Raw genomic sequence first — 24,808 nt, forward strand, 5'->3', positions numbered from 1 at the left:
ACTACCACGTCGTCTACGCCATCGCGATGATCGTCCTCGCCGCCGCCTACGCCGGCCAGACCTGGGGCCTCGGCAAGCGCTGGGCCAAGCTCCCCATCGTCCAGCGCAACCGCTGGCTCATCTGAACGCTACTCGCCCCCCGATCGGCGGCCGGCTCTCGCAGGAGAGCCGGCCGCCGCTGTCGTGACGGCGATCTCGAAGGAGTAGCGGTCGCCGCGGTACGTCGACATCGCGCGCTCGACGGGGCGGTCGCGCTCGTCGAACGCGGTGCGCTCCACGAGCAGGGCCGGGCTGAACGGCGGGGCGTCGAGCCGGGCCGCCGCCTCCTGGTCCAGGACGGTCGCGCGGATGGACTGTTCCGCGTGCGTGATCCGGATTCGGTACCGCCGGTGCAGCTCCGAGTAGAGCGAACCCTCGAGCGTCGTGAGGCCCGGCACCAGCGCGGCGGGGAGGTACGCGTGCTCCAGGCACATCGGGATGCCGTCCGCCGTCCGCACCCGCTCCACGTGCACGACCTCGTCCGCGGGGCTCAGCGACAGGGCGTAGCCGATCTCCGGGCCGGCCGCGACGGTCTCGAAGACGCGCAGCACCGAGCCGGGGACGAGCCCTCGGCGGCGCATGTCCTCGGTGAAGGACGTCAGCTCGATCGTCTTCGCGATCGGCGGGCGGGCCACGAAGGTGCCGGCGCCCTGCACGCGGTACACCCGGCGCTCCCGCTCCAGGCGATCCAGTGCGTGCCGGACGGTCATGCGGCTCACGCCGAACGCCTCGGCCAGCTCGCGCTCGGGCGGTAAGCGTTGGTCTGGACCAATCCCGCCCTGAATGAGCGTTTCGAGATGTGCGTGGAGCCGCTCGTGCTTGGTCACCGCATGATGTTAGCGTGAATGGACTAGACCATTTATGGAGGTACCGCATGCTGGACGCGATCGCCGGCGGGCTCGTGGTGTCGTGTCAGGCGCCCGACGGCCATCCGCTGCGCACGCCGGACGTGATCGCGCGGCTGGCGCAGTGCGCGGCGCTCGGCGGGGCGGTGGCCGTCCGGGTGAACTCGCCCGGGGACGTGCGGGCCGTCAAGGCCGTCGTCGACCTGCCGGTGATCGGGCTGCACAAGGTCAAGGCGCCGGATCGGTACCTCATCACGCCCCACTGGCCCCTCGTCGAGGACCTCGCCGCAGCCGGGGCCGACGTCATCGCCGCCGAGGCGACCGGGCGCGGCGACCTGCCCGTGGCCGAGCTCGTGCGCCGCGTGCACGGGCTCGGGCTCCCGCTCATGGCCGACGTCGCCACCGAGGCGCAGGGGCTCGAGGCGTGGGCGGCCGGCGCGGAGCTCGTGGCGACGACGCTGTCCGGCTACACCGCGGACAGTCCACAGGGGACGCAGCCGGACCTCGCGCTCGTGGCGGACCTCGCCACGAGCGGGGTGCGCACGGTCGCCGAGGGCCGGCTCGCCACCACGGCGCACCTGCGGCACGCGTTCGCCCTCGGTGCCTTCGCGGTCGTCGTCGGTACGGCGATCACGGACCCGCTCGCCCTGACGCGCGGCCTGGTCGCCGCCACCCAGCGATGAACCCGGCGCGGCCGGGGACGAGCACCGCGCTCGGCATCGACATCGGCGGCACGAAGATCGCCGCCGCGCTCGTGTACGCCGACGGCACCACCGGCCCCCTGCACCGCGTGCCCACGCCCGCGCGCGAGGGCCCGGCCGCCGTCCTGCGCGCCGCCGCGGACCTCGGCCGCCGGGTCGTCGGCGACGCTTCCGTGGCCGGCTGCGGCGTCGGCACCGCCGGCGCCGTCGACCCGCACGGCCGCATCTCGCACGCGACCGACTCGCTGCCGGGCTGGACCGGGACCGACGTGCGCGCCGCGCTCACCGAGGCCCTCGGCGTCACCGTGCTCGTCCGCAACGACGTGCACGCGATGGCCGTCGCCGAGGCCGCCTGGGGCGCCGCGGCCGGGGCCGGCACCGCGCTCGTGGTGGCCGTGGGCACGGGCATCGGCGGCGCGCTCGTCGCCGGCGGCTCGCTGCTGACCGGCCGGCTGGGCCTGGCCGGCAGCATCGGCCACCTCCCGGCGACCGCGTCCCTCGGCCGCCGCTGCGGCTGCGGGGGCGTCGACCACGTCGAGGCGTACGCGGCCGGCCCGGCGATCGCCGCCGACCACGCGCGCCGGACCGGCCTGGACACGGCCCCGCGCCTGGAGGACGTGCCCGCCGGCAGCCCCGCGATCGCCTTCGCCGCCGAGATCCTGGGCCACGGCCTGGCGGCGGCCGCGAACCTCCTCGACCCGGACGCGATCGTCCTCGGCGGCGGCGTGCTCGGCCTCGGCGAGCCGTTCCGCGCCGCGGTGCTCGACGCCCTGCGGGCCGCGGCCCTGCCCGGCATCGCCGGCGTCCCGGTCCGCTCCCCCGCCCTCGGCCCGGCGGCGGTCCTCGCGGGAGCGGCCCGCCCGCTCCTCTGAGCGCGCGCCACCACGTCCGGCGACGCCAGCGCCCCGGTCCGCGCGGGAGCGGCGGCACACCCGCTCCGCTGAGCGCGCGCTCCGGAAGGCGTGCACTGTATAGCCCGCGTTACCCCGCAGACTCGCCCCAGCGCCATGGCCGTCGTGGGCGCGGAAAGCGAGGCTCGGTGCCATGCCTCGCAAGCTGATCGCCCTCGTCGTCGTGCTCGTCGCCGCCTTCCTCCTCGTGCCCGGGCCGGTCGCGGCCATCGGGTCGGACCGGGCGCTCGCCGACCCGGACCACCTCGCCGACCGGCTCCGGGCCGGATTCGTCGACTACTGGCACACCGGCGAGCGCGGCCCGCAGCTCACGCGGGTCGTCGACTTCTGGCTGCGGTACCACCTCGTCAAGGGCGTCCTCGCCGCGCTGCTGCTCGTCGTGCTCGCGCTGCTCGGCCGCCGCCTCCTCGCCGCCGGCCACCGCTGGGCCACGATCGGCGTCGCCGGCGTCGGGCTGCTCGCGCTCGCGACCGTGATGGCCAACATCCAGGGCGCCGTCGCCCCGTTCTCGTCGCTGCTGCCGATGCTCACCGAGACCGCCCCGGACGCGGCGCTCGCCGAGGTGCTCGGACAGATCCGCGGGCAGCTCGCGAGCGGCGAGCACGGCCCGGTGCTGCGGGCGATGGTCGGGGACTTCGGGCTGTACCACGAGGCCATGGCCGTCGTCGCCGCGCTCGCCGCGATCGGGCTCGTCGGCGCCGGGGTGGCGCTGTGGCGGGCGCGCCCGGCGGCTGCGACCCGCGTGCTCGCCGCGGTCACATCGCTGGCGGCGCTGGCGGCGCTCGTGGTCGTCATCGCGAACGCGGGCACCGCGAACGACCCGGCGCCGGCCCTGCTCGCCTTCTTCGACGGCGGCTGGTGAGCGTGACGCGCTAGCTGAGGTAGGTCAGCACGGCCAGCACCCGGCGGTGCCGGTCGCCGCTGTAGCGGTGCGCAGCGGCACCACCGGGCCGCCTCCGCCATCGGCGCCGCCTCCGCCGTCGGCACGGCCGCCGCCGGTGGCACGGCCGCCGCCGGTGGCCTCCGCGCCCGGCCGCCACAGCCGCAGCCGCAGGCCGGGTGCCCCGGGCCGCCACCCGCCAGCGCCGGCCCGGCGGCAGGCCCGACGGGAAGACCAGGCACAGCGCGACGAAGCCGGCGAGGTTCCAGACCCATGCCCCGCCGCCGAACGAGCCCCACCCCTCCATCCAGAAGGCGGCCGCCGGGGCCGCGCCGACCCAGGCCAGGGCCGGCCCGACCGGGCTGGTGCGGGCCCGCACGCCGAGCAGCGCGCCGGCCGCGACCGGGACGGCGAGCAGGGCGAAGGTCACGGCGAGCACGACCGGGCTCGTGCCGGGCGCCGCGACCGCCGCCCGGTGGACCTCGCCGCCTGACATGGGCCGGACGCGGGCCCCCGGCCGTTGCCGTACCGGCCGCTAGCCTGAGTGGCATGACCCGAGTCGTCTCCGCCGGCCGTGACATCGCCGCGCCCGCCGCCGTCATCTTCGAGCTCATCGCCGATCCCGCGCAGCAGCCGCGCTGGGACGGCAACGAGAACCTGCAGGAGGCGGCGGCCGGGCAGCGCGTCCGGGCCGTCGGCGACGTCTTCGCCACGACGCTCACCACCGGCGGCGTCCGGGAGAACCACGTGGTCGAGTTCACCGAGGGGCGCCGCATCGCGTGGCGGCCGAGCGAGCCGGGCCGGCCCCAGCCCGGGCACCTGTGGCGGTGGGAGCTCGAGCCCGTCGACGACGGGAACACGCGGGTGACGCACACGTACGACTGGACCGACCTCACCGACGAGCACCGTCTCGTGCGGGCGCGGGCGACGACGGCCGACAAGCTGCGGGCGTCGCTGGACCGCCTCGCCGAGCTCGTCCAGCGGGAGCGCTCACACGCCGGTTGACGAGGCATCATCCGCCATCTATGTTAACGGGCACCATGGCGGATCGGCTGTTCGGCGTGCAGCGCCACGAGCGGCTGCTCAGCGAGCTGCGCCGATCCGGATCGGTGCGCGTCGCCGCGCTGGCGCGCGAGCTCGGGGTCAGCGAGCTCACCATCCGCCGCGACATCGCCGCCCTGGCCGAGCGCAACCTCGTCACCCGCGTGCACGGCGGGGCCACGCTGCCCGGCCAGGCCCCCGCCCTCGACCCGCCCCGGCCGTCGAAGGGCCAGCGGTTCACCATCGGCATCGTCGTGCCCTCGCTGGACTTCTACTGGCCGCCGATCGTGGCCGGGGCGCGGGCGGCCGCCGCGGCGCTCGGGGTCGCGCTGCGGCTGCGCGGCTCCTCCTACGACCCCGACGAGGACCGGCGGCAGATCGGCCGGCTCGTCGAGGCCGACCGGGTCGAGGGGCTGCTGCTCGCGCCCAGCCTCGACGCCGGGATGATCGGCTGGATCGGGCGGCTGCCGGTGCCGGCGATCCTCGTCGAGCGCCAGCCGCACCGGTGGACGGCGACGCCGCGGCAGCTGGAGTGGGTGCGCAGCGACCACGCGCTCGGCGCCGAGATCGCCGTGCACCACCTGCACCAGCAGGGCCACCGGCACATCGGGCTGGTGCTCTCGCGCGGCAGCCCCACCTCCGAGCACCTGGTGCAGGGGTGGCGGGCCGCCTGCGCCGACCTGGACATCTCCGACGCGATGGTCGTCGCGCTCACCGCCCGCGAGCAGCCCGGCAGGGTCCGCGACCTCCTCGCGGAGTGCCGCCGCGCGCGCGTCACCGCGCTGATCGTGCACAGCGACCCCGACGCGGTGCCGGTCGCCCGGTGGTGCGCCGAGCACGGGGTGGCGGTCCCCGACGAGCTGGCCCTGGTGTCGTACGACGACGAGGCCGCCCACCTCGCCGAGCCCGCCCTGACCGCGGTGCGCCCGCCGAAGCACCACGTCGGCCGGCTGGCCGTCGAGCTCATGGTGTCCCGCCTCCTCGACGGCGACCGGCGGCCCTCCCAGCGCGTGCTGGTCGCGCCCGAACTGGTGGTGCGGCACTCCTCGCTGTCGCTGGTCCGGCGGCCGGGCATGTTCGGTTCTGAACGTTCCTGACCTTCTGCGTTCGCTTCGTGGCGCGAGCCGCCCCCGCACCATTGCGATGTCATCCAGACATCGACAGCGATGGAACGAAGGGGTGAACCCATGCACACGAGGCGCCGCTCGCTCACCGCCACCCTGGCGGCGGCCCTGCTCACCGCCGGCTCCCTCGCGGCGCTCGCCACGCCGGCGCACGCCGCGACGAGCGACTTCCGCGGGGTCAACTGGGCCGACCAGCGGGACAACTTCGTCAACGACACGCTGGTGCTGGGCGGGCTGAGCACGTCCGACAGCTACGCGACCACGCAGACGAAGGCGGACCGGATCCTCACGGGCTTCCAGAACAACCTCGGCGCCAACACCGTACGGATGCCGGTGAACTATCCGACGGTGTCGGGCGCCTACTGGAACTCCTACACCGGCGCCGTCGACAAGGCCACGAGCAAGGGGATGCGGGTCATCCTGAGCTACTGGGAGGCCGACAACTCGCGGGACGGGCTGGTCGACAACCTCACCCAGTTCTGGTCGATGTGGGGCACGATCGTCGCCAAATACCAGGGCAACGCCAACGTGTACTTCGAGCCGATGAACGAGCCGCACGGCTACAGCGACGCGGACTGGAAGAACCTCGCGGCCCAGTGGCTGTCGAACTACCCCGGGGTGCCGCGCGGGCGGATCGTCGTCAGCGGGGCGGGGTACAACCAGCGGATCACGACGATCGGGGACGACAGCCGCTTCTCCGGCACGCTGATCTCCCGGCACACCTACCAGTTCTTCGACACCGGGCGCCTCACCGAGGACTCGTGGCGGGAGAGCCTGCGCACGAGCATCGGCCCCTACGCCTCGCGCACGCTCATCACCGAGTTCGGCGCTCCGATGACCGACGGCCGCAACTACGACGCACCATCCACTTCGGACAGTTTCGTGGCCTTCATCCGCGGGACGGCGGCCGAGGCGCGCACCGAGGGCCTCGGCACCGTCTACTGGCCCGGCGTGCGCATCGCCGATCCCTACCGTCTGCAAGAGATCTCCGGCAGCGGCAGCAGCCTGAGCCTGTCGACCACGAGCGCCTCCGGCCGCGACCAGCTGCGCTACTCGTGGGGACTCGACGGCGGCGGGAACACGACCCTGACCCACTACCGCGTCGCGAACCGCAACAGCGGCAAGGTGATGGACGTCGTGGGCTCCTCGATCGCGAACAGCGCGGAGGTCAAGCAGTACTCGAACAACGGCGGCGGCAACCAGCAGTGGGCCTTCGAGGACGCCGGCGGCGGCTACTTCCGCGTCGTGAACGCCTACAGCGGCAAGTGCCTGGACGTCGCGAGCGCGTCGAGCGCCGACGGTGCGAACGTCATCCAGTACACCTGCACGAGCGGCAGCACCAACCAGCAGTGGAAGTGGCAGGCCAGCGGCGCCTCCTTCCAGCTCGTCGCGCGGCACAGCGGCAAGTGCCTCGACGTCGTCGGCTCGGGCACCGGCGACGGGGTGGACATCTCGCAGTACACGTGCAACGGCGGCAACAACCAGCTCTGGTCGCGCACCGCCGTGTGAGCCGCCCCGGGCCGCGGCCGCCCCGTCATCGCGGCGGGGCGGCCGATGCCTTCTCCGGCGATGATCTCGGCGCCGGCGCGCGGCCCCATCACGTCAGCGGCGGCCGCGCCCGCTGGAGCTCGCGCCGCTGCGCGTCGTGCCCGACGTCCACCACGACGTGCCCGGGCAGCCCGATCAACGGCCGCAGGTCACCGTCCGCCACGGCGCCGAGGTGGGCCCTGCGAAGGTTCGTCGCCCGGGCCAGCGGCGCCGCCGACCGCACCGGCCCGACCCGCAGCTCCTCCAGCTCCGGCAGCGCGGCGACCGGCTCGAGCGACAAGGGCTCGGTCGCCATGACGTTGGGCACGACCACGCCCGGAGCGCGGGCAGCTCGCGCAGGGCCGCGAGCGACGCGACGGTCACGTCGATGAGTTCCAGCTCCCGCAGGCCGGGCGCCCCCTCGGCGCCGTACGGATCGAGCGCGCCGTAGTGGCCTTCGACGCGCAGGAACCGCAGCAAGGGCGAGGAGCCCAGACCAGACGCTGTCGGACAACAGGTACTCGCCGGGGTTCACCGTCCACGACATCGAAGCCGCCGTCCGCCGCCGGGGTACTGCCGAATCAGGCGCCGTCCTAGGCAGCGGCCTCGCGCTTGATCTGGTCGAACTGCGCGGCCATCGCGGCCGCCAACGCCTGCGCGGCCGACAGCGGGCGGACCATGACGGTGAAGTCGTCGATCAGGCCGTCCTCGTCCAGGTGCAGGAAGTCGCAGCCCTCGACGGCCACGTCGCCGATCCTGGCCTCGAAGACCAGCGCGTGGTCCCGGTCGCCGGCGCCCCCGAGCTCCCGGACGTAGCGGAAGTCCTCGAAGACGCGCAGCACGCCGCGCAGGATCGCCGCGACCATCGGCTTGCCCTCGTAGGGCCGGAAGGCCACGGGGCTGTGGAAGACCACGCCGGCGGCCAGCGTCGCGGCGATGGCCTCGGCATCGCGCGCCTCGACCGCGCTCCGGAAGCTGATCACGCGCCGAGCATAGACCCGGCCCTTCACCCGGACGCCCCTGACCGAACGGACGAGGGGGCGATCCGTCGAGCAGCGCCCGACAACGACCTGAGCGGCCAGGCCGGACCCGCGACCCTCGCCGCCTTGACTCCATAGAGTGACGGTGACAACGCACTCAGTGCGCTTGGATCTTCGGGGGGTTTCATGTTCCACGCCGTCACCGCCGGTGCCATGCTCCTGTCCTCGCTCACCGCGCCCGCCGCGGCCGCGACGCCGCCGCCACCGCCGAACGAGGTCAGCATCAGCGTGGTCACCGCCAACGGCTCCGGCTGCCCGGTCGGCAGCGCCGCGGTCGCCGTCTCGCCCGACAAGAAGGCCTTCACGGTCACCTACAGCGAGTACATGGCCCAGGTCGGGGTCGGGACCAAGCCCACCGACTTCCGCAAGAACTGCCAGCTCGCCCTCGACGTGCACATCCCGCAGGGCTTCACGTACGCCATCGCGGAGGCCGACTACCGCGGCTACGCCCACCTCGAGCGCGGCGCGACCGGCACGGCGGTGGCGAGCTACTACTTCCAGGGCAACGCGCAGACCGCGCGGGCCAGCCACCCCTTCAACGGCCCGATGGACGACAACTGGCAGACCAAGGACGCCGTCGGGGTGACCGCCCTGGTCTTCGAGCCCTGCGGCCAGCAGCGCAACCTCAACATCAACACCGAGCTGCGGGTCAACGCGGGCCGCTCCAACCCCAGGACGACCACGAGCTTCATGAGCATGGACTCGACGGACGCCAGCTTCAGCACCGTGTACCAGCTCGCCTGGAAGCGCTGCCCGTAACACCCGCGGCGGCCACGGCACCCGCCCGGGTGCCGTGGCCGCACTCAGCACGCGCCGCCTGGCCGCATGACCACCTTGCCGGCGGCCCGGTTCTCCTCCATGTACCGGTGGGCCGTGGCGATGTCGTCGAGGCCGAAGACCCGGTCGACGTTCGGCCGGTAGGCGCCGGCCTCGACGTTGCGCACGATCCGCTCCAGCACGGCCGTTGCGGGCGATCACGCGGCCAGCGCGGCCAGCAGGTTGTCCACCGCGGCCTCGGCCGCGCGGCGGGAGCTCTCCGCCGTGGCCGCGCCGAGGTGCGGGGTCGGCAGGACGCGCGCCTCGCGCAGCAGCTCGGAGGGGGCCGGCGGCTCGCGGTCGAAGGCGTCCACCGAGTAGAACGCGATCCGCCCCGACCGCAGCTCGGCCAGCAGCGCGGCCTCGTCGACCAGCGTCGAGCGGGCCGTGTTCAGCAGGACCACGTCATCGCGCAGCAGCGCCAGTTCCGGGGCGCCCAGCAGGGGTCCGTCCGGGGACGGGGGCACGTGCAGGGAGACGACCTCGCTCGTGCGCAGGAGTTCGTCCAGGGGCAGCAGTGGTACGTCCGCCGCCGTCACGAACGGGTCATGGGCCACGACCGTCATCTCCAGGCCGCGGGCCAGGCCGGCGAGCCGGCGCCCGATGGCGCCGTAGCCGACGATGCCGAGCGTGCGGCCGGCCGCCTCCCGGCCCGTGCTGCGCCGCCAGGCGCCCGAGCGCAGGGCGTCCGCGGCCTCGGGCAGGCCGCGCAGCCCCATCAGGGTGAGGGCCAAGGCCAGCTCGGCCACGCCCTGGGCGTTGGCGCCGCGCGCGGTGAGGACGAGGACGCCCCGGTCGGCGGCCGCGCGCGCGTCGATCGCGTCGCTGCCGGCGCCGTTGCGGCTGATGACCCGCAGGCGGTCGGCGCGGGCCAGGACGTCGGCGCCGATGGGCTCGACGCCCGCGACCCAGCCGACGACGCCGGGCACCGCGTCCAGCAGCTCCTCGGTGGTGGGCTGGCGGCCCGGGGCCGGGGTGACGATCTCGTAGCCGGCGGCGGTGAGCCGGTCCAGCGCGGGCGAGCCGGCCGCGGACATGCTGCGCGGCGTGACCAGGATCCTCATGCCGCCACGCCCAGGGCCTGCGGGTTGAGCACGCGGATCAGGCGGGCGACCTCGCCGGCCATGGCGTCGCGGGCGGGCGCCACGTACTTGCGCGCGTCCATGACCAACGGGTCCGACTCCAGGCGGTCGCGGACCACGGCCGTGAAGCACTTGTTCAGGTGGGTGGCGATGTTGACCTTCGTCATGCCGGAGGTCACCACGCGGGCCAGGGTCGCGTCGTCGACGCCGGAGGAGCCGTGCAGCACGAGCGGTACGGCGACCCGGGCCGCGATCGCCGCGACCAGCTCCAGGTCGACGACGGCGTCGCGGGTGGCCATGGCGTGCGAGGTGCCGACGGCCACGGCCAGGGAGTCGACGCCGGTGTCGGCGACGAAGCGCTCGGCGTCGCCGGGGTCGGTGCGCACGCCGGGCGCGTGCACGCCGTCCTTGCCGCCGACCTCGCCCAGCTCGGCCTCGACGGCGACCCCGGCGGCGTGGCAGAAGGCGACGACCTCGCGCGTGACGGCGCGGTTGCGCGCGTCGTCGAGCTTGGACCCGTCGTACATGACGGAGGTGAAGCCGAGGCGGACGGCCTCGCGGACCAGCTCGACGTCCTCGGCGTGGTCGAGGTGCAGGACCACCGGGACCGTCGCGGCCTCGGCGAGGGCCAGGCAGGCCTGGGTCAGGGGGCGCAGGGAGCCGTGGTAGCGGACCGCGTTCTCGCTGATCTGCATGATGAGCGGCGCCTGGGCCGCCTCGGCGCCGGCGACGAGGGCCTCGCCGTGCTCGAGCAGGGTGGTGTTGAAGGCGCCGACACCGTACCCGCTGGTGCGGGCGGCGGCGAGGATGGGGCGTGGGTCAGCGAGGGGCACGGGGGAACTCCAAGAGCGTTATGTGACTTCGGACTGGGCTCGCACGGCCGCTCGGGCGGCGTGGAAGCGGGCCCGGGCAAGGGCGTAGCCGTCGGCTCCGGGTGACACCGTCTCGGCGCCGGAACCGCTGGTGTGCAAGGGTTCGGTGGAATCCCAGGCGCCGATGCCGAGCCAGCCCAGGGCCGCCGCGCCGAGGGCCGCGCAGTGCTGGGCGTCGGCGGGGCGGGTGACGGGCCGCTCGAGCAGGTCGGCGAGGACCTGGAGCATGAGGGTGCCGCGGGCCCCGCCGCCGACCGCGGTGATCGGCGCGCGGGACGGCCCGGGCAGCATGGTCGCGGCGGCGTCGGCGAGGCTGAAGCCGATGCCCTCCACCACCGCGCGCGCGAGGTGGCCGTGGGTGTGGGCGAGGTCGAGCCCGAGGAACGCGCCGCGCACGCCGGGGCCGCCTTCCGCGACGGTACCGCCGGCAAGCGTCGGCACGCACGTGAGCCCGCCGGCGCCGGCGGGGATCGCGGCCGCCTCGGCCAGCAGCGCGTCGAGGTCGCCGTCGCGCCCGAGCAGGCCGGCCAGCCAGGTGAGGCTGCTGCCGCCGCCGAAGGTGGACAGGGCCGACACGTAGAGGCCCGGCAGCACGTGGTCGAAGACGAACGGGCGCTGCACGTCGTCGAGGACCGGCTCGGCGCCGGCGACGGTGACCCAGTTGGACGAGCCGAGCGAGAGGTACGCGGCGCCGGGGCGGTCCAGGCCGGCGCCCAGGGCCATGCAGGAGTTGTCGACGCCGCCGGCCACGACGGGGACGCCGGCCGGGATGCCCGTCCGCTCCGCCGCGGCCGGGGTCACCTCGCCGATGACCGCGCTCGACGCGACGATCCGGGGCCACCAGTGCGCGGGCACGCCGAGGGTCTCGAACACGTCCGGCCGCAGCGCGCGGGTGAGCAGGTCGTAGGCGCCGGATCCCGAGGCGTAGCTGGGATCCGTCGCCTCGACGCCGGTGAGCCGGGCGTTGATCCAGTCCTTGCTACCGAGGATGCGGGCGACCCGGGGCTCCTCGCGCAGCCCGGCCGCCTTGAACACGGTGTACATGCCGGCCGGGAAGCCGTTGCCGGTGCGGCGGTACCAGTCCCGCTCGGGAATGTGCCGGAACGCCCGCCGCGCGGCCTCGCTGCCCCGCACGTCCGACCAGATCGGGACGGACTCGAGCAGCAGCGCGCCGCCGGCGTCGACCGGCACCATCGCCAGGCTGTGCCCGGAGAGCGAGACGGCCCGGACCCGGTGCTCGCCCAGCGGCAGCTCGCGGGTCGCCGCGGCGAGGGCGTCCCACCAGTCCGCGGGGCGCTGCTCGTGCAGGCCCGGGGCCGGGTAGGCGGTCGGGTAGGCGACGAACGCGGTGGCGCGCACGCGCGCGGCGGCGTCGACGAGGGCAGCCTTGCAACCGCCGGTGCCCAGGTCGAAGGCGAGTACGACGTCGGTCATGAGCGCGGCATCCCCGATCGCATCCGGGACAGCCGCGACTTCATGGTGCGGATGTCCTCCAGGGCCGGCTCCTCGCGGCGCAGCAGCACCATGGTGGCCAGCGTGTCGACGACCACGAGCTGGGCCAGGCGCGAGATGGTCGGCGTGTAGACGTCGGTGTTGTCCAGCGACTCGACCACCAGCGCGATGTTGGACAGCTCGGCCAGCGGGGACGGGCCGCCGGTGATGCCGATGACGGTGGCGCCCCGCTCCCGCGCGACGCGCACGGTGTCGAGGATGGACACGGTGCGCCCGGTGTTGGAGATGGCCACGAACGCGGTGCCGGGCCGGCTGGTCGAGGCGGCCAGGAACTGCTGGTGCGTGTCGATCGGGGCCGAGCACGGCACGCCGAAGAGCGGGAACTTCTGCTCGGCGTCCATGGCCACGATCCCGGACGCGCCGAGCCCGATGAACACGATGTGCGAGCAGGACGCGAGGGTGTCCACGGCCCGCGCGATCGCGTCGAGGTCGAGGTGGCGGCGCACGTGGTCGAGCGAGGTGATGGAGAAGTCGAAGATCTTGCCGACGGTGGTGGCGGTGTCGTCCTGGGCCTCGATGACCGACTGGGTCGCGGGCACGCCGAGCGCGACGCTCTGCGCGAGCTGGATGCGGAAGTCGTGGAACCCGTCGCAGCCGATCGCGTTGGCGAAGCGCACGATCGTGGGCTGGCTGACCTCCGCCAGCTCGGCCAGCTCGGCCAGCGTCATCGGCACCACGCGGCGCGGGTCGGCCAGCACGACGTCGGCGACCTTGCGCTCGGAGCGGCGCAGCTGGTCGAGGCTGCGGCTGATGCGTTCCAGCACGGGTCCACCCATGGCGACGCTCATCGGCGGCCTCGCAGGATCATCGTCTCGCCGTGCGACGGGAGCTGGACGGTGACGCCGAGGCGCTCGGCGAGGCCGAGGTCGAACCCGGCCGGGTCGGCGGTGTTGAAAGCGAACATGCCCCAATGATGTGGGACGAGGGTGCCGATCCCGGCGGCGGCGCACAGCCGGACGGCCTCGTCGAAGGTGAAGTTGCCCGGCACGCCGTTGTCGCGGCGGTAGGCGTCGCGGCCGTTGACCGGCAGCAGTGCCACGTCGATCGCCATCCGGGCGAGCCACTCGGGCAGGCCGTCCCAGGGGGCGCAGTCGCCGGAGTGGTACACGCGGGTGCCGGCGGCGTCGATGACGTAGCCGAGGTACCGGTCGTCGCCGCGCTCGTCGAAGGCGCGCTCCTCGTGCGCGGAGGGCACCGCGCTGAGGGTGAACGGGCCGAACCCGGCCTCCTCGCCGGCGCGCAGCGGGTCGACCCGGGACGCGGGCGCGCCGCTGCGGCGCAGGGCCTCGCCGACGACGGCGCGCGGGCAGACCAGGCGGGTGCGGGGCTGCGCGGCCAGCAGCGGTGCGAGGGTGCCCGGGTCCATGTGGTCGGTGTGCGCGTGGGTGCAGGCGACGGCGACGAGCGGCGGGAGCTCCCGCGGGGCGAGCGGGGCCGGGCGCAGGCGGGTGTGCGGGAACAGGCGGCCGGCGTACTTCTCGGCCAGGGAGTCCGAGAGGTACGGGTCCACGGCGAGGTTCGCCGCGCCCGCGGTGAACACGAATCCCGCCTGGCCGAGCCAGCGCGCCGGCAGCGTCATCGGACCGCCTGGGCGGCGTCGTAGAGCCGGTCGAACCCGGGGCCTTCCGTCGGCAGGTTCAGGCCGAACACGGCGTCGACGGCGCGCGTCCAGCCGTGCACGAAGTACCGCCACCCGTCCTCGACCGTGAGCGCGTCGGCGGCCGCGCGGGCCCGCGCCTGGCGCAGGAACCCGAGCTCGCCGCGGTAGTTGAACTCCCACACCGCCCCGCCGTGCGGGAACACGGCGGCGTCGGTGAGCGGGGAGCCCGGCCGGTCCTTGCCCATGCCCGTCGCGTTGACCACGAGCGCGCCGGGGCCGAGCCCGGCCAGCAGCGCGTCGTGGGTGTCGCCGCGGGCCAGCAGCCGGGTCTGCCACGCGATGCCCGGGTCGCCGGCGGCGGTCGCCTTCGCGATGGCGGCCAGGCGGTCCTCGGCGATGTCGGTGACGACGACCCGGGCCGGAGCGTTGGCGCCCGCGCGGTGCGCGAAGTAGTCGCACAGCGCGAGGGCGGCCCCGCCCGAGCCCATCACCAGCACGTCGCGCCCGGCGAGCACGGGAACGATCGCGTGCAGCGACAGCTCGCTGGTGATGGTGTCCAGCGCCAGCCCCTCGATGACGCCGTCGCCGGCGACGAGGGCGCTGACTTCGTGCAGCCGCGCGGCGTCGCCGTTGACGCCGCGCAGCTGGTCCTGGGTGGCGGCGTAGAGGTCGAGCTTGTGGGTGGTGACCAGGGCGCCGCGGGACAGCGGGTCGTCGCGCAGGTGGGCGACGACCGCGCGGTAGTCGGCGGCCGGCGCGCCGACGGGGATGTCGATGCCGGTCAGCTCGACGCCGTCGAGGCCGAGCAGCGGGCGCCAGGCGGCGAAGACGCGGTGGATGGCGGAGGAGCCGGTCGTGACGCCGATGAAGTACATGGTCGGCGCGGTGGCGGGGGCCAGCGTGGCCGGCGTGAGCACGGTGGGCATCAGGCGCCGGCCTCGGCCACGAGCCGGACGGCGACAGCGGTGTTGATGCCGAAGCGGGTGGCGCCGGCGGCCATGAGCGCGCGGATCTGGTCCAGGGAGCGCACACCGCCCGAGGCCTTGATCTCGCGGCCGGAGCCGGCGACCGCGCGGATGAGCTCGACGTGCCGCGGGGTCGTGGCCACGCCCTGCCAGCCGGTGCCGGTCTTGAGGGAGGTGGCGCCGGCGTCGACGGCGGCCTGGGCGGCGGCGCGCACCTGGTCCTCGTCGAGCAGGCCGACCTCGAGGATCACCTTGACCGGGACGGCGCCGTCGACGGCCGCCAGGACCGCCGCGACGTCCTCGGTGGCCGCCGCGAGCTCGCCGGAGCGGACCAGCCCGATGTTCATGACGACGTCCATCTCCTGCACGCCGTGCTCCAGCAGCCACCGGGCCTCGGCGACCTTGACCGCGGTGGCCGAGCCGCCGGAGGGGAAGCCCACCGGCGAGCCGGCGTTGGTGGCCGAGCCCTCGAGCAGCGGGCGCAGCACCGGCAGCCAGGACGGCAGCACGTGCGCGGCCACGAAGTCGCCCTCGAGGGCGTGCCGGGCCAGTTCCTCCACGTCGGCGCGGCCGTGCTGGGCCTGCACCGCGCTGATGTCGACCATGCGGGCGAGCGCGTGGCCGGTCAGGTCATCGAGCGACATAGTTCGGGTTCTCCTCCAGGCGCCAGGGCTCGGCCCCGGTTCCGCCGACGGCCAGGTGCCGCATGCCGCCGGCGCGCGCGATGATGCCGTAGTCCTGCCCGGCGTCGGCCGGGTAGCAGAACACGGTCACCAGGTCGGTGTCGCCCACGTTCACGCTGCGGTGGATGTGCACGGGCGGGACGTAGGCGATGACGCCCGGGCGCAGCTCGGTGACGACGGTCTGCCCGTCGAGCGTCTCCATCAGCATGAGGCCGTGCCCGGCCAGGCAGTGGTAGATCTCGGCGCGGTCGTGCTTGGCGTGGATGTGGCCGCGCGTCATGTGGAACTCGTCGCCGACCTTGCCCGGCGAGAGCGTCGAGATGCCGGTGATGAGGTCGCCGGCCGCCTCGGACGGGCGGAACTCGTCGACGTGGTAGATGACCCGGTCGGCCTCCTGGGCCAGGCGGGCGGCGAACGCCCCGGCGTCGGCGAAGAGGCCGTCGAGGTCGGCCAGCCTCTTCTCGTACCGCCCCGTGCGGTTCGTCAGCCCCGTGGGCGTGACGACCAGCTCGGGGCCGCTCAGCGGTTCGCTCACCGTGCTCCTCCGTCGTGCTGTGGTCCCATTGTTTGTAGCAAACTTACAAGAACCTGTCACGCCCTCATGGCATCCATGTAGCGAACTTCCCGATTTGGAAGCGGATGCCCGGTCATTAAGCGGTCAATTCGGGCGCAAAGGCAAGACCCGTCGACACTCGTCTGTAACGATCCGCAAATCTTGCGTTGACAACTTCCGGCCCGGATGTAGTGTGGCTCCACAAGTCGTGTGGGAGTCCACATCAGCGGTGGGGGTGACAGCACACATGCAGGCCAGTGACCGGCGGCGCGAGATCGTCGAGCTCGTCCGCATCGGCGGACGCGTGCAGGCAGCCGAGCTGTCGGCCCGCTTCTCGGTCAACGCCGAGACCATCCGCCGCGACCTGACGGCCCTGGAGGCCGCGGGCGAGCTGGATCGGGTGCACGGCGGCGCCGTGGCCCGCGGCACGCTCACGGTCGAGGGGCGCGTCTCCAGCCGGATGGCCGAGCGGCGCGAGGAGAAGCTCGCCATCGCCCGGGCCGCGGCCGAGGAGATCCCGCCCTTCGGGGCCATCTTCATCGAGGCCGGCTCGACCACGGGCCACCTCGCCGATCTGCTGCCGGACCGTGGCGACCTGCTCATCGTCACCAACGCCCTGCAGATCGCGCTGGCCCTGACCGACCTCGGGCACTCCACGGTGATGACGATCGGCGGCCGGGTGCGCCCGGCCAGCTACGCCGAGGTCGACACCTGGGCCCTGGAGCGCCTGGCCGCGCTCCGCTTCGACGTCGCGTTCGTCGGCGCCAACGCCGTCGACCTGGCGTGGGGGCTCTCGACGATGGACCCCGCGGAGGCGGCCGTCAAGGCGGCCATCCTCGCCTCCGCGCAGAGGTCGGTGCTGCTCACCGACCACACCAAGTTCGGCCTTCGGGCCGCCTGCCGCTACGGCTCGGTCAAGGACATCGACCTGGTCGTGACCGACCCCGGTCTCGACCCCACCGCCGCCGAGGAGATCCGGGCCCTGGGCACCGAGATCCGCCTCGCCAACGGCTGAAACACCGCACGGCGCACACACCCCCCTTGGAGGACCACATGAAGCTACGCACCGGGATCCGGTCGTTCACCCGCGGCACGACCGTGCTGGTGGCGGTCGCGATGCTCGCCGCCGCCTGCGGAGGCGGCGACGACAAGGCCGCCTCCGGCCCGTCCGACCTGATCAACGGCCGGCCCTCGCCGACCGACCAGAAGCCGAGCAGCCAGGTCAAGGTCGCGATGATCGGCTTCGCCAACAACCCGTACTGGGTGTCGGTGAAGTCCGGCGCGGACTACGCCAACCGCGTGCTGTCGTCCCGCAACGGCAAGGTCGACTGGATCGTCGCCGGGGACAACATCGACGTGCAGACGGTGTCGAGCGCGATCAAGGGCGCCGACGCGCAGGGGTACAAGGGCATCGGCTTCTTCATCGCCGGCGAGGGCAACTGCGCCGACATCAAGACGCTCTCGGCCAAGGGCGACAAGCTCGGCGCCTACAACACGCTGTTCGACTGCGTCGGCTCGTCGGGCGGCACGGTGAACTACGCGCAGGAGCAGTACAAGGCCGGCCAGACCGCGGCCAAGGAGATGATCAAGGCGACCGGCGGCAAGGCCGGCAAGGTCGGCATCATCGTCAGTCAGTTCACCGCGCCCGGCTCCGAGCAGCGCCGCAAGGGCTTCGTCGACGGCCTGCAGGGCTCCAGCCTGACCCTGGTCGGGCAGGGCGTGGAGGCCAAGGACTCGGCCTCCAACACCTTCACCGCCGCGCAGAACTACCTGCAGTCCACTTCGGACCTGGTCGGCATCTACGCCACCGCCGGCGGCCCGTTCGGCGCCGCGCAGGCCGTGGCCGCGGCCAACAAGCAGAGCAGCGTGAAGGTGATCGGCTTCGACATCACCACCGAGAACATCGAGGCGATCAAGAACGGCTCGATGTACGGCGTGATCGGCCAGGACGCGTTCGGCCAGGGCTACAACGTGGCCATCCAGCTCTACAACGCGGTCGTCACCGGCAAGAACCCGGACCAGGTCGCCCAGGAGGCCGAAGCCCCGTTCGTGACCAAGGAGAACCTGGCCCAGCACGACCCGTCCTCCTTGCCGCTGGGCACCCCGGGCGCATCCTGACCGGTTCCACTTCGGATTCTCTTCGGAAGTTTGTGGCGAGCATGACGAACACTGCGACGCCGGCGGCCCTCGCGGTCGCCGGCCTGGCGAAGTCGTTCGGCCCCGTGCGGGCCCTGCGGGACGTGTCCCTGGCCTTCCCGGCCGGGCAGGTCACCGGGCTGCTCGGCGAGAACGGCGCCGGCAAGTCCACCCTCATCCGGCTCTGCTCCGGTGAGATGCGCCCCGACCGCGGGACGCTCACCCTCGCCGGGCAGGACGTGAGCTTCGGTTCACCGCTGGAGGCGATCGCCGCCGGCGTCGTCGTCGTGCACCAGGAGCCGCTGCTCATCAGCGAGCTCACCATCGCCGACAACCTCTTCCTCTACGACCTCGGCGAGCGGCCGGCCTACGCGGCCGCCCGCCGGGGCGAGAACGTCGCCCGGGCCCGCGAGCTGCTGCGCCGCCTGGACATGACCGGCTACCTGCCGGACCCCTCGACGCTGTGCCGCGACCTGTCCGCCGCCTCCCGGCAGATGGTCGACATCGTGCGGGCCCTGTCCCGGCAGCCGAAGGTGCTCTTCCTCGACGAGCCCAACTCCAGCCTCACCCACGAGGAGTCGGAGCGGCTCTTCAGCGTCGTGCGCCGGCTGCGGGCCGACGGCGTCGCGGTGGTGCTCGTCAGCCACCGCCTCGCCGAGGTGTTCTCCATCGTCGACCACGTCATCGTGCTGCGCGACGGCACGTTCGTCGCGGCCGGCGACCCGGTCGAGATCGACGAGCCGCGGGCCGTGGCGCTCATGGCCGGCGAGCGCAAGCGGGCCGTGGTCGCCGAGACGGTGGCCGAGCGCCGCGAGGCCGTCGCGCACGCCGACGACGCCGAGATCGCCCTGGAGCTGCGCGGGCTGTCCGGCGAGGGCTTCGACGACGTCAGCTTCACCCTGCGCCGCGGCGAGATCCTCGGCATGTCCGGCCTGGTCGGCGCGGGGCGCACCGAGATCGCCGAGGCGGTCATCGGGGTGCGGCGCACCACCGCCGGCCGGGTGCTGGTCGGCGGCCGCCCGGTGCGCATCTCCGGCCCCGGCGCCGCCCAGAAGCTCGGCATCGCCTACGTCGCCGAGGAGCGGCGCACCGAGGTCTTCCACGCCCAGACGGTCGGCTACAACCTGACCGTCCGCATCCTGTCGACGCTCGGGCCGCTCGGCTGGGTCTCGGCCCGGCGCACCAACGACGCGGCCCGCGAGCTGACCCGGCGCTTCGGGGTGAAGACCGCCTCCACCGAGGCCCCGATCACCTCGCTGTCGGGTGGCAACCAGCAGAAGGTCCTGCTGGCCCGGGCCCTGGCCGCGAAGCCGCGGGTGCTGATCCTCGACGAGCCGACCCGGGGCGTCGACGTCGGCACCAAGGCGGAGATCTACGCGACCCTGCGCGAGCTCGCGCACACCGAGGGCCTCGCCGTCTGGTTCATCTCCTCCGAGCTCGAGGAGGTCGTCGAGCTCGCCGACCGCGTCGTGGTGGTCCGCCAGGGCCGGCTGACCCTCGACGCCCCCAACACCGCAGGACCGCAGCCCATCGTGGCCGCCGCCATGGGATCGACCGAAGGATGATCATGTCTGCTCCCACCGTCACCGCCCCGGCCCCGGAGCGCACGCGCTCCGCGAAGGACGTCGCCCGCGCGGTCTTCAAGCGGCAGGAGACCGGCCTGCTCGGCGTGATCATCCTGCTCGGCTTCGTCGTGAGCCTCATCAACAGCAACTTCCTGCGCGCCGACAACCTCTACAACGTGCTGCAGACCGTCGTCGTGGTCGGCGTCATCGCCGTCGGCCAGACGTACATCCTCATCGCCAAGGAGATCGACCTGTCGGTCGGCTCGGTGCTGGCGCTGTCCGCGGTCACCGCCGGCTCGGTCTACGGCAGCGGAGCGAACCCGTGGATCGCGATGCTCGCGGGCATCGCCGTCGGCGCGGCCTGCGGCCTGGCCGTCGGCACCGTCGTGGTCCTCGGCCGGGTCAGCTCGTTCATCGTGACGCTGGGCATGCTGTCCATCGCCCGCGGCCTGACCCAGCTCGTCACCGGCGGCCTGCCCCAGTCGATGCCCCCGCAGCTGTCCTTCATCGGGCAGGGCCGGGTGTTCGGCGGCATCCCGGTCAGCGTCATCATCTTCATCGTCCTGGTGATCCTGGGCCAGCTGCTGCTCACCCGCACGATCTTCGGCCTGCGGGTCACCGCGATCGGCGACAACGACGCCGCGGCGCGCACCGGCGGCATCCCGGTCGGGCGCACCCGCATCCTCACGTTCGTGCTCATCGGCGTGCTCGCCGGGCTGGCCGGCATCATCTTCTCCACGCAGGTCGGCGTCGCCGAGGCGCAGGCGGGCACCGGCTACGAGCTCGACGTCATCGCGGCCGCGGTCATCGGCGGCGCGAGCCTCTCCGGCGGGCGCGGCTCCATCATCGGCGCGTTCCTGGGCGCCTGCCTGCTCGGCGTCCTGCGCAACGCGTTCATCCTGCTCGCCCTCTCCCCCTTCCTGCAGCAGCTCAGCATCGGCCTGGTCATCGTCCTGGCCGCGCTGTTCGACCAGGGCCGCCAGGGCAACCTGCGCCACCTGAGCCCGTCCGCGCTGCGCTCCCGCTTCCTCTCCGGTCGCTGAGAAAGGTACTGATAGCCATGAAGCCCCAACCGTTCCGTGTTCATGACCAGCGTGTCGTCAAGGCGTTCGTCGAGGCCCGCCGCGCGCACACCGCCGAGGAGCCGCGCCTGAAGTTCGGCTGGAGCAACTGGGGCTTCGGCACCGAGGAACTCGGGGTGTCGGCCGAGCGGCTCGCGAAGCACGGCGTGCGGTACATCGAGCTGCACGGCAACCTCTACTCCGAGGACTTCGGCTACAAGCCCGACGAGACCCTCAAGACCCTGGGCGAGCACGGCATCACGGTGTCGGGCATCTGCGGCATGGTCACCCCGGAGCAGGAGTTCGCGCACAACAAGCCGCACGTGCGCGCCCGCGCGGTCGAGTACTTCCGCCGCCAGGCCGCGTTCACCCAGGCCGTCGGCGGCAGCTACCTGCTCTTCGGGGCCGGCTCGGTCGGCCGCCCGGTCGCGTTCGACTCCTACGAGCTGGAGCGCTCCGCGGCCACCATGCGCCACGTCGCCGAGGACTTCGCCCGGGCCGGCATCCGCGGGGCCGTCGAGCCGATCCGGCCCGAGGAGACCAGCGTCGTGCACACCTTCGAGCAGGCGCTGCGGCTGCTCGACCTCGTCGACCACCCGGCGATCTCGCACCTCAACGGCGACACTTACCACATGCTGAGCGGCGAGCTGCACATCGGCGCGACGCTGCTGGACCACGGCCGGCGCATGCTCAACCTGCACCTGGCCGACACCAACCGGCGCGCGCTCGGGCACGGCCTGCTCGACCTCGACGTGATCATCATGGCCCTGTACGCGATCGGCTACCAGCGCGGCGACAACTACTGCTCGGCCGAGCCGCTGGGCGCGGGCGGGAACCCGTACGCGGCGATGAACCTGCCGCCGCAGGCCGAGCGCCTCGACGAGCTCGTGCGGGTGACCGCCGAGACCTTCCGCGAGCGCGAGGAGGAGGTCCTGGGGGCCTCCGACGAGGAGTTGTTCGCGCTGTACCAGATCGACGGCGACTAGTGGCCGGGTTCACCCTCCACGTCGTCTGCCCCAACCCGGCCCTGGACCGGCTCCAGGTCGTCGAGCACTTCACCCCGTTCGAGGTCAACCGCGTCGCCGACGTGCGCAGCCTCCCGGGCGGCAAGGGCATGATCGTGTGCCGGGGCGCTCGCCGCCTCGGCGCCACGGTCGCCGCCCACGGCTTCGTCGGCGGCTTCGTCGGCCAGGTCATCCGCCGCGGCTGCGAGGAGATGGGGGTCGCCGACCGGCACATCGAGATCGCCGGCGAAACCCGCGTCACGCCGGTCGTCATCGAGCGGTCCACCGGGCGCTCGACGGTGCTCAACGAGCGCGGCCCGCAGGTCACCGCCGACGAGCAGGACCAGCTCGCCGCGGGTCTGACCGCCGTCGTCCGGCTCCGCGACGTGGTCGTGTCCACGGGCAGCCTCCCGCCCGGGTGTGCGCCCGACCTGCACGCGACGGTCGCCCGCCTGGCCCTGCGCCACGGCGCGACCGCGCTGGTCGACGCGCACGGCGACGCCCTCGCGCGGGTCATCGACGACGCGCGGCTCAACGGGATCGGCAACGGCACGCTGGTCGTCAAGCCCAACGCGCACGAGCTGGCCGGCATCCTCGGCCGCGACCTGTCCGACCCGGCCGACCTGCTCGCCGCGGTGGACGCCCTGCACGCCGAGACCGGCGCGACCTTCGTCGTCACCAACGGCGCGCACGGCGCCGTCTGGGTCGGCGACGGCTCGCGGCTCGTCGCGGACAGCCCGGTCGTCGACACGGTCAACGCCACCGGCTCCGGCGACTCGTTCCTGGCCGGGCTCGCGGTGGCGCTGGGCCGCGGCGAGAAGCCCGCGGCGGCCATGGCCCTCGCGGCGGCGATGGGCGCGGCCAACGCCGCGTCGCTGGCCCCCGACGTGGACCCGGCCCTGGTCGCCGAGCTGCGCGAGCGCGTGACGGTAGGCCCGGCATGAGGTTGTTCCTGGGTGTGGACATCGGCACCACACGGACGAAGGTCGGCTGCTACGACGCCGCGAACCGGACCCTCGTCGCCCTGTACTCCGCGCCGACCGAGGCCGACGACGACCAGTGGGGCGGCCGGCGCGACGCCGGTCGGCTCACCGCAGCCGTCGCCGGCCTGCTCACGCGGCTCCTCGCCGACCCGGCGGTCCGGCCCGAGGCCATCGCCGGCATCGCGGTCGGCTCGGTCGGCGAGGAGGTCGTGCTCCTCGACGCCGACGGCGCGGTCACCTCGCCGGTGCCGGCCTGGTTCGCCGGGCACGGCCGCGAGGCCAAGCCGCACGCGGGCCCGGACTGGGCCGGCGTCGACGACACGTTCTCCGTGTTCAAGCTGCTCTGGCTGCAGCGCGCCGGGCTGCTCGGGGCCGCGCGCACGTTCACCTCGCTCGCCGACTTCGTCGCCCGTGACCTGCTCGCGGACCCGGCCGCGCCGGTGTTCCTGAACATCTCGCACGCGTCGCGCACCGGCCTGCTCGACGTGCGGGCCGGCACCCTGGACGAGGGCGCGCTGCCCTCGCTCGGGCTCGGCGCACTGCGGCTTCCCGCGCTCGTCGGCAGCGCCACCGTCGTCGGGCTCACCTCCGGCGCCGGGGTCCTGCCCGCGGGCGTCCCGGTGGTGACCGGCGGCCACGACCACATGTGCGGCGCGTTCGGCGCCGGCGTGCGCAAGCCCGGCGACGTCTACGTCTCCGCGGGCACCTCGGAGGCGCAGCTGCTGCTCGTCGACGCGCTGCCCGAGCGGGTCGACGCCGGGATCGACGTGGGCGTGTTCGTGACGGGTCTGCGGTACGTCCACCGCGCCACCCCGTCCGGCCGCTTCTACCAGGCGTGGCGGCGGATGCTGTACGACGGGCAGCCCGACGACCTCATGTGGTCCGAGGTCGCCGCGGCGCTGGACTCCGTCGCCCCGGCGGGCATCGACGCCGACGCGCGCACGGTGCGCCCGCCCGACCTGCCCATGGACGTCACCCGCGGACAGGCCATGGCCGCCCTCCTCAAGGGCCTGGCGGTCGAGGCCGACGCGGTCACCACCCGGCTCGGCGCGCTCGGCGGCACCCGCATCGCGGACGTGACCGTCGCGGGCGTCGCCGCCGGCTGGGAACCCTGGCGCCGGCTCCGGCAGGACGCCACGACCCGCCATCTCCACTTCGTCACCGAGCCCGAGGCCACCGTCCTCGGCGTGGCCGCCCTGGCCGAGCTCGGCTGTTCCGGAAGGACTTCACCCGCGTGAGCACGTTCCTGGGTGCCAACCGCATCGTCCCCGTCGTCGTGCTCGACGACCCGGCCGCCGCCGCGCCCCTCGCGGACGCCCTGGTCGCCGGCGGCCTGCCGGTCGCCGAGGTCACGTTCCGCACCGAGGCGGCCGCCGAGGCGATCGCCCGCATGAGCAAGCACGGCGGGGTGACGGTCGGGGCCGGCACGGTCACGACCCCCGCGCAGGTCGACGCCGCCGTCGATGCGGGCGCGTCGTTCGTGGTCTCCCCCGGCCTCAGCGCCGCGGTGGTGACCCGGTGCCGGTTCCACGGCGTGCCCGCGCTCCCCGGGGCCACCACGGCCACCGAGATCATGGCGGCGCTCGAGCTCGGCGTCGACGTGGTGAAGTTCTTCCCCGCGGGCACGTCGGGCGGCGCGAAGGCGGTGGCGGCGCTCGCGGCACCGTTCGCGAACGTACGTTTCGTGCCGACCGGCGGCATCGACGCCTCGAACGCGCTGGACTATCTGCGGCTGCCGTCCGTGCTCGCGGTCGGCGGGAGCTGGATGGTGCCGCGGGCGGCCATCGCGGCCGGCGACTTCGCGGCGGTCACGCGGCTGGCCGCCGAGGCGGTGCACTTGACATCATCTATGTGAGCGATAACATCCG

28 protein-coding genes are annotated in these 24,808 nt (G+C 73.9%); 15 read left to right on the plus strand and 13 right to left on the minus strand.

Features of this window, described 5'->3' with window-relative positions; translation table 11 throughout:
* Window positions 1–128: 128 nt before the first annotated feature.
* The gene (locus ABT369_RS28415; protein WP_350616442.1) at window positions 129–866 is read right to left on the minus strand and encodes a GntR family transcriptional regulator; all 738 of its coding nucleotides are present in this window, start codon (window positions 864–866) and stop codon (window positions 129–131) included.
* A gap of 47 nt (window positions 867–913) precedes the next feature.
* Between ABT369_RS28415 and ABT369_RS28420 the strand changes: the two genes are divergently transcribed.
* The 3 genes from ABT369_RS28420 (at window position 914) to ABT369_RS28430 (ending at window position 3,358) form a co-directional block, all read left to right on the plus strand.
* A complete protein-coding gene (locus ABT369_RS28420; RefSeq protein ID WP_350616443.1) occupies window positions 914–1,567 on the plus strand; it encodes an N-acetylmannosamine-6-phosphate 2-epimerase in 654 nt (217 codons plus the stop codon).
* Window positions 1,564–2,457 (plus strand): ROK family protein, encoded by an 894-nt coding sequence (locus tag ABT369_RS28425; protein WP_350616444.1) that lies wholly within the window; start codon window positions 1,564–1,566, stop codon window positions 2,455–2,457. The genes ABT369_RS28420 and ABT369_RS28425 overlap by 4 nt, the downstream gene beginning before the upstream one ends.
* A gap of 172 nt (window positions 2,458–2,629) precedes the next feature.
* The gene (locus tag ABT369_RS28430) at window positions 2,630–3,358 is read left to right on the plus strand and encodes a hypothetical protein (RefSeq protein WP_350616446.1); all 729 of its coding nucleotides are present in this window, start codon (window positions 2,630–2,632) and stop codon (window positions 3,356–3,358) included.
* 10 nt (window positions 3,359–3,368) lie between these two features.
* On the opposite strand, the gene ABT369_RS28435 is transcribed toward ABT369_RS28430, so the two are convergent.
* On the minus strand, window positions 3,369–3,872 hold the full coding sequence (locus tag ABT369_RS28435; protein WP_350616449.1) for a hypothetical protein: 504 nt from the start codon (window positions 3,870–3,872) through the stop codon (window positions 3,369–3,371).
* A 53-nt stretch (window positions 3,873–3,925) separates the two neighbouring features.
* On the opposite strand from ABT369_RS28435, the gene ABT369_RS28440 reads away from it, so the two are divergent.
* From ABT369_RS28440 to ABT369_RS28450, 3 genes are all read left to right on the plus strand, one after another.
* On the plus strand, window positions 3,926–4,381 hold the full coding sequence (locus ABT369_RS28440; protein WP_350616451.1) for an SRPBCC family protein: 456 nt from the start codon (window positions 3,926–3,928) through the stop codon (window positions 4,379–4,381).
* A 35-nt stretch (window positions 4,382–4,416) separates the two neighbouring features.
* Entirely contained in the window at window positions 4,417–5,514 is a 1,098-nt protein-coding gene (locus tag ABT369_RS28445; RefSeq protein WP_350616452.1) for a LacI family DNA-binding transcriptional regulator, read from the plus strand.
* A gap of 90 nt (window positions 5,515–5,604) precedes the next feature.
* Complete coding sequence (locus ABT369_RS28450) at window positions 5,605–7,050, plus strand: RICIN domain-containing protein (RefSeq protein WP_350616453.1); 1,446 nt, start codon at window positions 5,605–5,607, stop codon at window positions 7,048–7,050.
* A gap of 88 nt (window positions 7,051–7,138) precedes the next feature.
* Here ABT369_RS28450 and ABT369_RS28455 read toward each other — a convergent pair whose 3' ends face one another.
* Complete coding sequence (locus ABT369_RS28455; RefSeq protein ID WP_350616454.1) at window positions 7,139–7,402, minus strand: hypothetical protein; 264 nt, start codon at window positions 7,400–7,402, stop codon at window positions 7,139–7,141.
* 259 nt (window positions 7,403–7,661) lie between these two features.
* Window positions 7,662–8,051, minus strand: coding sequence for a nuclear transport factor 2 family protein (locus ABT369_RS28460; RefSeq protein ID WP_350616456.1), 390 nt, complete (start codon window positions 8,049–8,051; stop codon window positions 7,662–7,664).
* A gap of 183 nt (window positions 8,052–8,234) precedes the next feature.
* On the opposite strand from ABT369_RS28460, the gene ABT369_RS28465 reads away from it, so the two are divergent.
* Window positions 8,235–8,867 (plus strand): DUF4360 domain-containing protein, encoded by a 633-nt coding sequence (locus tag ABT369_RS28465; RefSeq protein WP_350616457.1) that lies wholly within the window; start codon window positions 8,235–8,237, stop codon window positions 8,865–8,867.
* A 44-nt stretch (window positions 8,868–8,911) separates the two neighbouring features.
* Here ABT369_RS28465 and ABT369_RS28470 read toward each other — a convergent pair whose 3' ends face one another.
* The 9 genes from ABT369_RS28470 to ABT369_RS28510 are packed head-to-tail and all read right to left on the minus strand — an operon-like array spanning window position 8,912 to window position 16,173.
* Window positions 8,912–9,067 carry a zinc-binding dehydrogenase gene (locus ABT369_RS28470; RefSeq protein ID WP_350616459.1) on the minus strand — a complete coding sequence of 52 codons (156 nt, stop codon included), beginning with the start codon at window positions 9,065–9,067 and terminating at the stop codon, window positions 8,912–8,914.
* A gap of 15 nt (window positions 9,068–9,082) precedes the next feature.
* The gene (locus ABT369_RS28475) at window positions 9,083–9,988 is read right to left on the minus strand and encodes an NAD(P)-dependent oxidoreductase (protein ID WP_350616460.1); all 906 of its coding nucleotides are present in this window, start codon (window positions 9,986–9,988) and stop codon (window positions 9,083–9,085) included.
* Entirely contained in the window at window positions 9,985–10,839 is an 855-nt protein-coding gene (locus ABT369_RS28480; protein ID WP_350616462.1) for a class II fructose-bisphosphate aldolase, read from the minus strand. The genes ABT369_RS28475 and ABT369_RS28480 overlap by 4 nt, the downstream gene beginning before the upstream one ends.
* Before the next feature lie 18 nt (window positions 10,840–10,857).
* Window positions 10,858–12,312 carry a xylulokinase gene (locus ABT369_RS28485; protein WP_350616463.1) on the minus strand — a complete coding sequence of 485 codons (1,455 nt, stop codon included), beginning with the start codon at window positions 12,310–12,312 and terminating at the stop codon, window positions 10,858–10,860.
* On the minus strand, window positions 12,309–13,154 hold the full coding sequence (locus ABT369_RS28490; protein WP_350616464.1) for an SIS domain-containing protein: 846 nt from the start codon (window positions 13,152–13,154) through the stop codon (window positions 12,309–12,311). Before ABT369_RS28490 ends, ABT369_RS28485 begins: the two co-directional genes overlap by 4 nt.
* A gap of 20 nt (window positions 13,155–13,174) precedes the next feature.
* Window positions 13,175–13,969: an MBL fold metallo-hydrolase gene (locus tag ABT369_RS28495; RefSeq protein ID WP_350616466.1), complete on the minus strand. Its 795-nt coding sequence runs from the start codon at window positions 13,967–13,969 to the stop codon at window positions 13,175–13,177.
* The gene (locus tag ABT369_RS28500) at window positions 13,966–14,916 is read right to left on the minus strand and encodes a hypothetical protein (RefSeq protein WP_350616467.1); all 951 of its coding nucleotides are present in this window, start codon (window positions 14,914–14,916) and stop codon (window positions 13,966–13,968) included. Before ABT369_RS28500 ends, ABT369_RS28495 begins: the two co-directional genes overlap by 4 nt.
* Window positions 14,916–15,599, minus strand: coding sequence for a deoxyribose-phosphate aldolase (deoC, locus tag ABT369_RS28505; protein ID WP_350616468.1), 684 nt, complete (start codon window positions 15,597–15,599; stop codon window positions 14,916–14,918). Before deoC ends, ABT369_RS28500 begins: the two co-directional genes overlap by 1 nt.
* Window positions 15,586–16,173: a glucose-6-phosphate isomerase family protein gene (locus ABT369_RS28510; RefSeq protein WP_350616470.1), complete on the minus strand. Its 588-nt coding sequence runs from the start codon at window positions 16,171–16,173 to the stop codon at window positions 15,586–15,588. The genes deoC and ABT369_RS28510 overlap by 14 nt, the downstream gene beginning before the upstream one ends.
* 265 nt (window positions 16,174–16,438) lie before the next feature.
* Between ABT369_RS28510 and ABT369_RS28515 the strand changes: the two genes are divergently transcribed.
* From ABT369_RS28515 to eda, 8 genes are read left to right on the plus strand one after another with little or no spacing between them, the layout of a single operon-like run.
* Window positions 16,439–17,206 carry a DeoR/GlpR family DNA-binding transcription regulator gene (locus tag ABT369_RS28515; protein ID WP_350616472.1) on the plus strand — a complete coding sequence of 256 codons (768 nt, stop codon included), beginning with the start codon at window positions 16,439–16,441 and terminating at the stop codon, window positions 17,204–17,206.
* Between the two features lie 38 nt (window positions 17,207–17,244).
* Window positions 17,245–18,309: a sugar ABC transporter substrate-binding protein gene (locus ABT369_RS28520; protein ID WP_350616473.1), complete on the plus strand. Its 1,065-nt coding sequence runs from the start codon at window positions 17,245–17,247 to the stop codon at window positions 18,307–18,309.
* A 41-nt stretch (window positions 18,310–18,350) separates the two neighbouring features.
* Window positions 18,351–19,892, plus strand: a complete 1,542-nt coding sequence (locus ABT369_RS28525; RefSeq protein ID WP_350616474.1) for a sugar ABC transporter ATP-binding protein — start codon at window positions 18,351–18,353, stop codon at window positions 19,890–19,892.
* A gap of 2 nt (window positions 19,893–19,894) precedes the next feature.
* Complete coding sequence (locus tag ABT369_RS28530) at window positions 19,895–20,935, plus strand: ABC transporter permease (protein ID WP_350616476.1); 1,041 nt, start codon at window positions 19,895–19,897, stop codon at window positions 20,933–20,935.
* Window positions 20,936–20,952: 17 nt separating this feature from the next.
* The gene (locus ABT369_RS28535) at window positions 20,953–21,939 is read left to right on the plus strand and encodes a sugar phosphate isomerase/epimerase family protein (RefSeq protein ID WP_350616478.1); all 987 of its coding nucleotides are present in this window, start codon (window positions 20,953–20,955) and stop codon (window positions 21,937–21,939) included.
* Window positions 21,939–22,901, plus strand: a complete 963-nt coding sequence (locus tag ABT369_RS28540) for a 1-phosphofructokinase family hexose kinase (RefSeq protein ID WP_350616479.1) — start codon at window positions 21,939–21,941, stop codon at window positions 22,899–22,901. Before ABT369_RS28535 ends, ABT369_RS28540 begins: the two co-directional genes overlap by 1 nt.
* Window positions 22,898–24,178 (plus strand): FGGY-family carbohydrate kinase, encoded by a 1,281-nt coding sequence (locus tag ABT369_RS28545; protein WP_350616481.1) that lies wholly within the window; start codon window positions 22,898–22,900, stop codon window positions 24,176–24,178. The genes ABT369_RS28540 and ABT369_RS28545 overlap by 4 nt, the downstream gene beginning before the upstream one ends.
* Window positions 24,175–24,795: a bifunctional 4-hydroxy-2-oxoglutarate aldolase/2-dehydro-3-deoxy-phosphogluconate aldolase gene (gene eda / locus ABT369_RS28550; RefSeq protein ID WP_350616483.1), complete on the plus strand. Its 621-nt coding sequence runs from the start codon at window positions 24,175–24,177 to the stop codon at window positions 24,793–24,795. The genes ABT369_RS28545 and eda overlap by 4 nt, the downstream gene beginning before the upstream one ends.
* The last annotated feature ends 13 nt before the right edge of the window (window positions 24,796–24,808 follow it).

This window comes from Dactylosporangium sp. NPDC000244 (assembly GCF_040300725.1).
Taxonomy (GTDB): domain Bacteria; phylum Actinomycetota; class Actinomycetes; order Mycobacteriales; family Micromonosporaceae; genus Dactylosporangium.

Excerpts from the sequence above, each read along its gene's own strand:
- ABT369_RS28420 (WP_350616443.1), top strand. The coding sequence starts at position 914 with ATGCTGGACGCGATCGCCGGCGGGCTCGTGGTGTCGTGTCAGGCGCCC.
- ABT369_RS28425 (WP_350616444.1), top strand. The coding sequence starts at position 1,564 with ATGAACCCGGCGCGGCCGGGGACGAGCACCGCGCTCGGCATCGACATC.
- ABT369_RS28430 (WP_350616446.1), top strand. The coding sequence starts at position 2,630 with ATGCCTCGCAAGCTGATCGCCCTCGTCGTCGTGCTCGTCGCCGCCTTC.
- ABT369_RS28435 (WP_350616449.1), bottom strand. The coding sequence starts at position 3,872 with ATGTCAGGCGGCGAGGTCCACCGGGCGGCGGTCGCGGCGCCCGGCACG.
- ABT369_RS28440 (WP_350616451.1), top strand. The coding sequence starts at position 3,926 with ATGACCCGAGTCGTCTCCGCCGGCCGTGACATCGCCGCGCCCGCCGCC.
- ABT369_RS28445 (WP_350616452.1), top strand. The coding sequence starts at position 4,417 with ATGGCGGATCGGCTGTTCGGCGTGCAGCGCCACGAGCGGCTGCTCAGC.
- ABT369_RS28450 (WP_350616453.1), top strand. The coding sequence starts at position 5,605 with ATGCACACGAGGCGCCGCTCGCTCACCGCCACCCTGGCGGCGGCCCTG.
- ABT369_RS28465 (WP_350616457.1), top strand. The coding sequence starts at position 8,235 with ATGTTCCACGCCGTCACCGCCGGTGCCATGCTCCTGTCCTCGCTCACC.
- ABT369_RS28475 (WP_350616460.1), bottom strand. The coding sequence starts at position 9,988 with ATGAGGATCCTGGTCACGCCGCGCAGCATGTCCGCGGCCGGCTCGCCC.
- ABT369_RS28485 (WP_350616463.1), bottom strand. The coding sequence starts at position 12,312 with ATGACCGACGTCGTACTCGCCTTCGACCTGGGCACCGGCGGTTGCAAG.
- ABT369_RS28495 (WP_350616466.1), bottom strand. The coding sequence starts at position 13,969 with ATGACGCTGCCGGCGCGCTGGCTCGGCCAGGCGGGATTCGTGTTCACC.
- ABT369_RS28500 (WP_350616467.1), bottom strand. The coding sequence starts at position 14,916 with ATGCCCACCGTGCTCACGCCGGCCACGCTGGCCCCCGCCACCGCGCCG.
- deoC (WP_350616468.1), bottom strand. The coding sequence starts at position 15,599 with ATGTCGCTCGATGACCTGACCGGCCACGCGCTCGCCCGCATGGTCGAC.
- ABT369_RS28515 (WP_350616472.1), top strand. The coding sequence starts at position 16,439 with ATGCAGGCCAGTGACCGGCGGCGCGAGATCGTCGAGCTCGTCCGCATC.
- ABT369_RS28520 (WP_350616473.1), top strand. The coding sequence starts at position 17,245 with ATGAAGCTACGCACCGGGATCCGGTCGTTCACCCGCGGCACGACCGTG.
- ABT369_RS28525 (WP_350616474.1), top strand. The coding sequence starts at position 18,351 with ATGACGAACACTGCGACGCCGGCGGCCCTCGCGGTCGCCGGCCTGGCG.
- ABT369_RS28530 (WP_350616476.1), top strand. The coding sequence starts at position 19,895 with ATGTCTGCTCCCACCGTCACCGCCCCGGCCCCGGAGCGCACGCGCTCC.
- ABT369_RS28535 (WP_350616478.1), top strand. The coding sequence starts at position 20,953 with ATGAAGCCCCAACCGTTCCGTGTTCATGACCAGCGTGTCGTCAAGGCG.
- ABT369_RS28545 (WP_350616481.1), top strand. The coding sequence starts at position 22,898 with ATGAGGTTGTTCCTGGGTGTGGACATCGGCACCACACGGACGAAGGTC.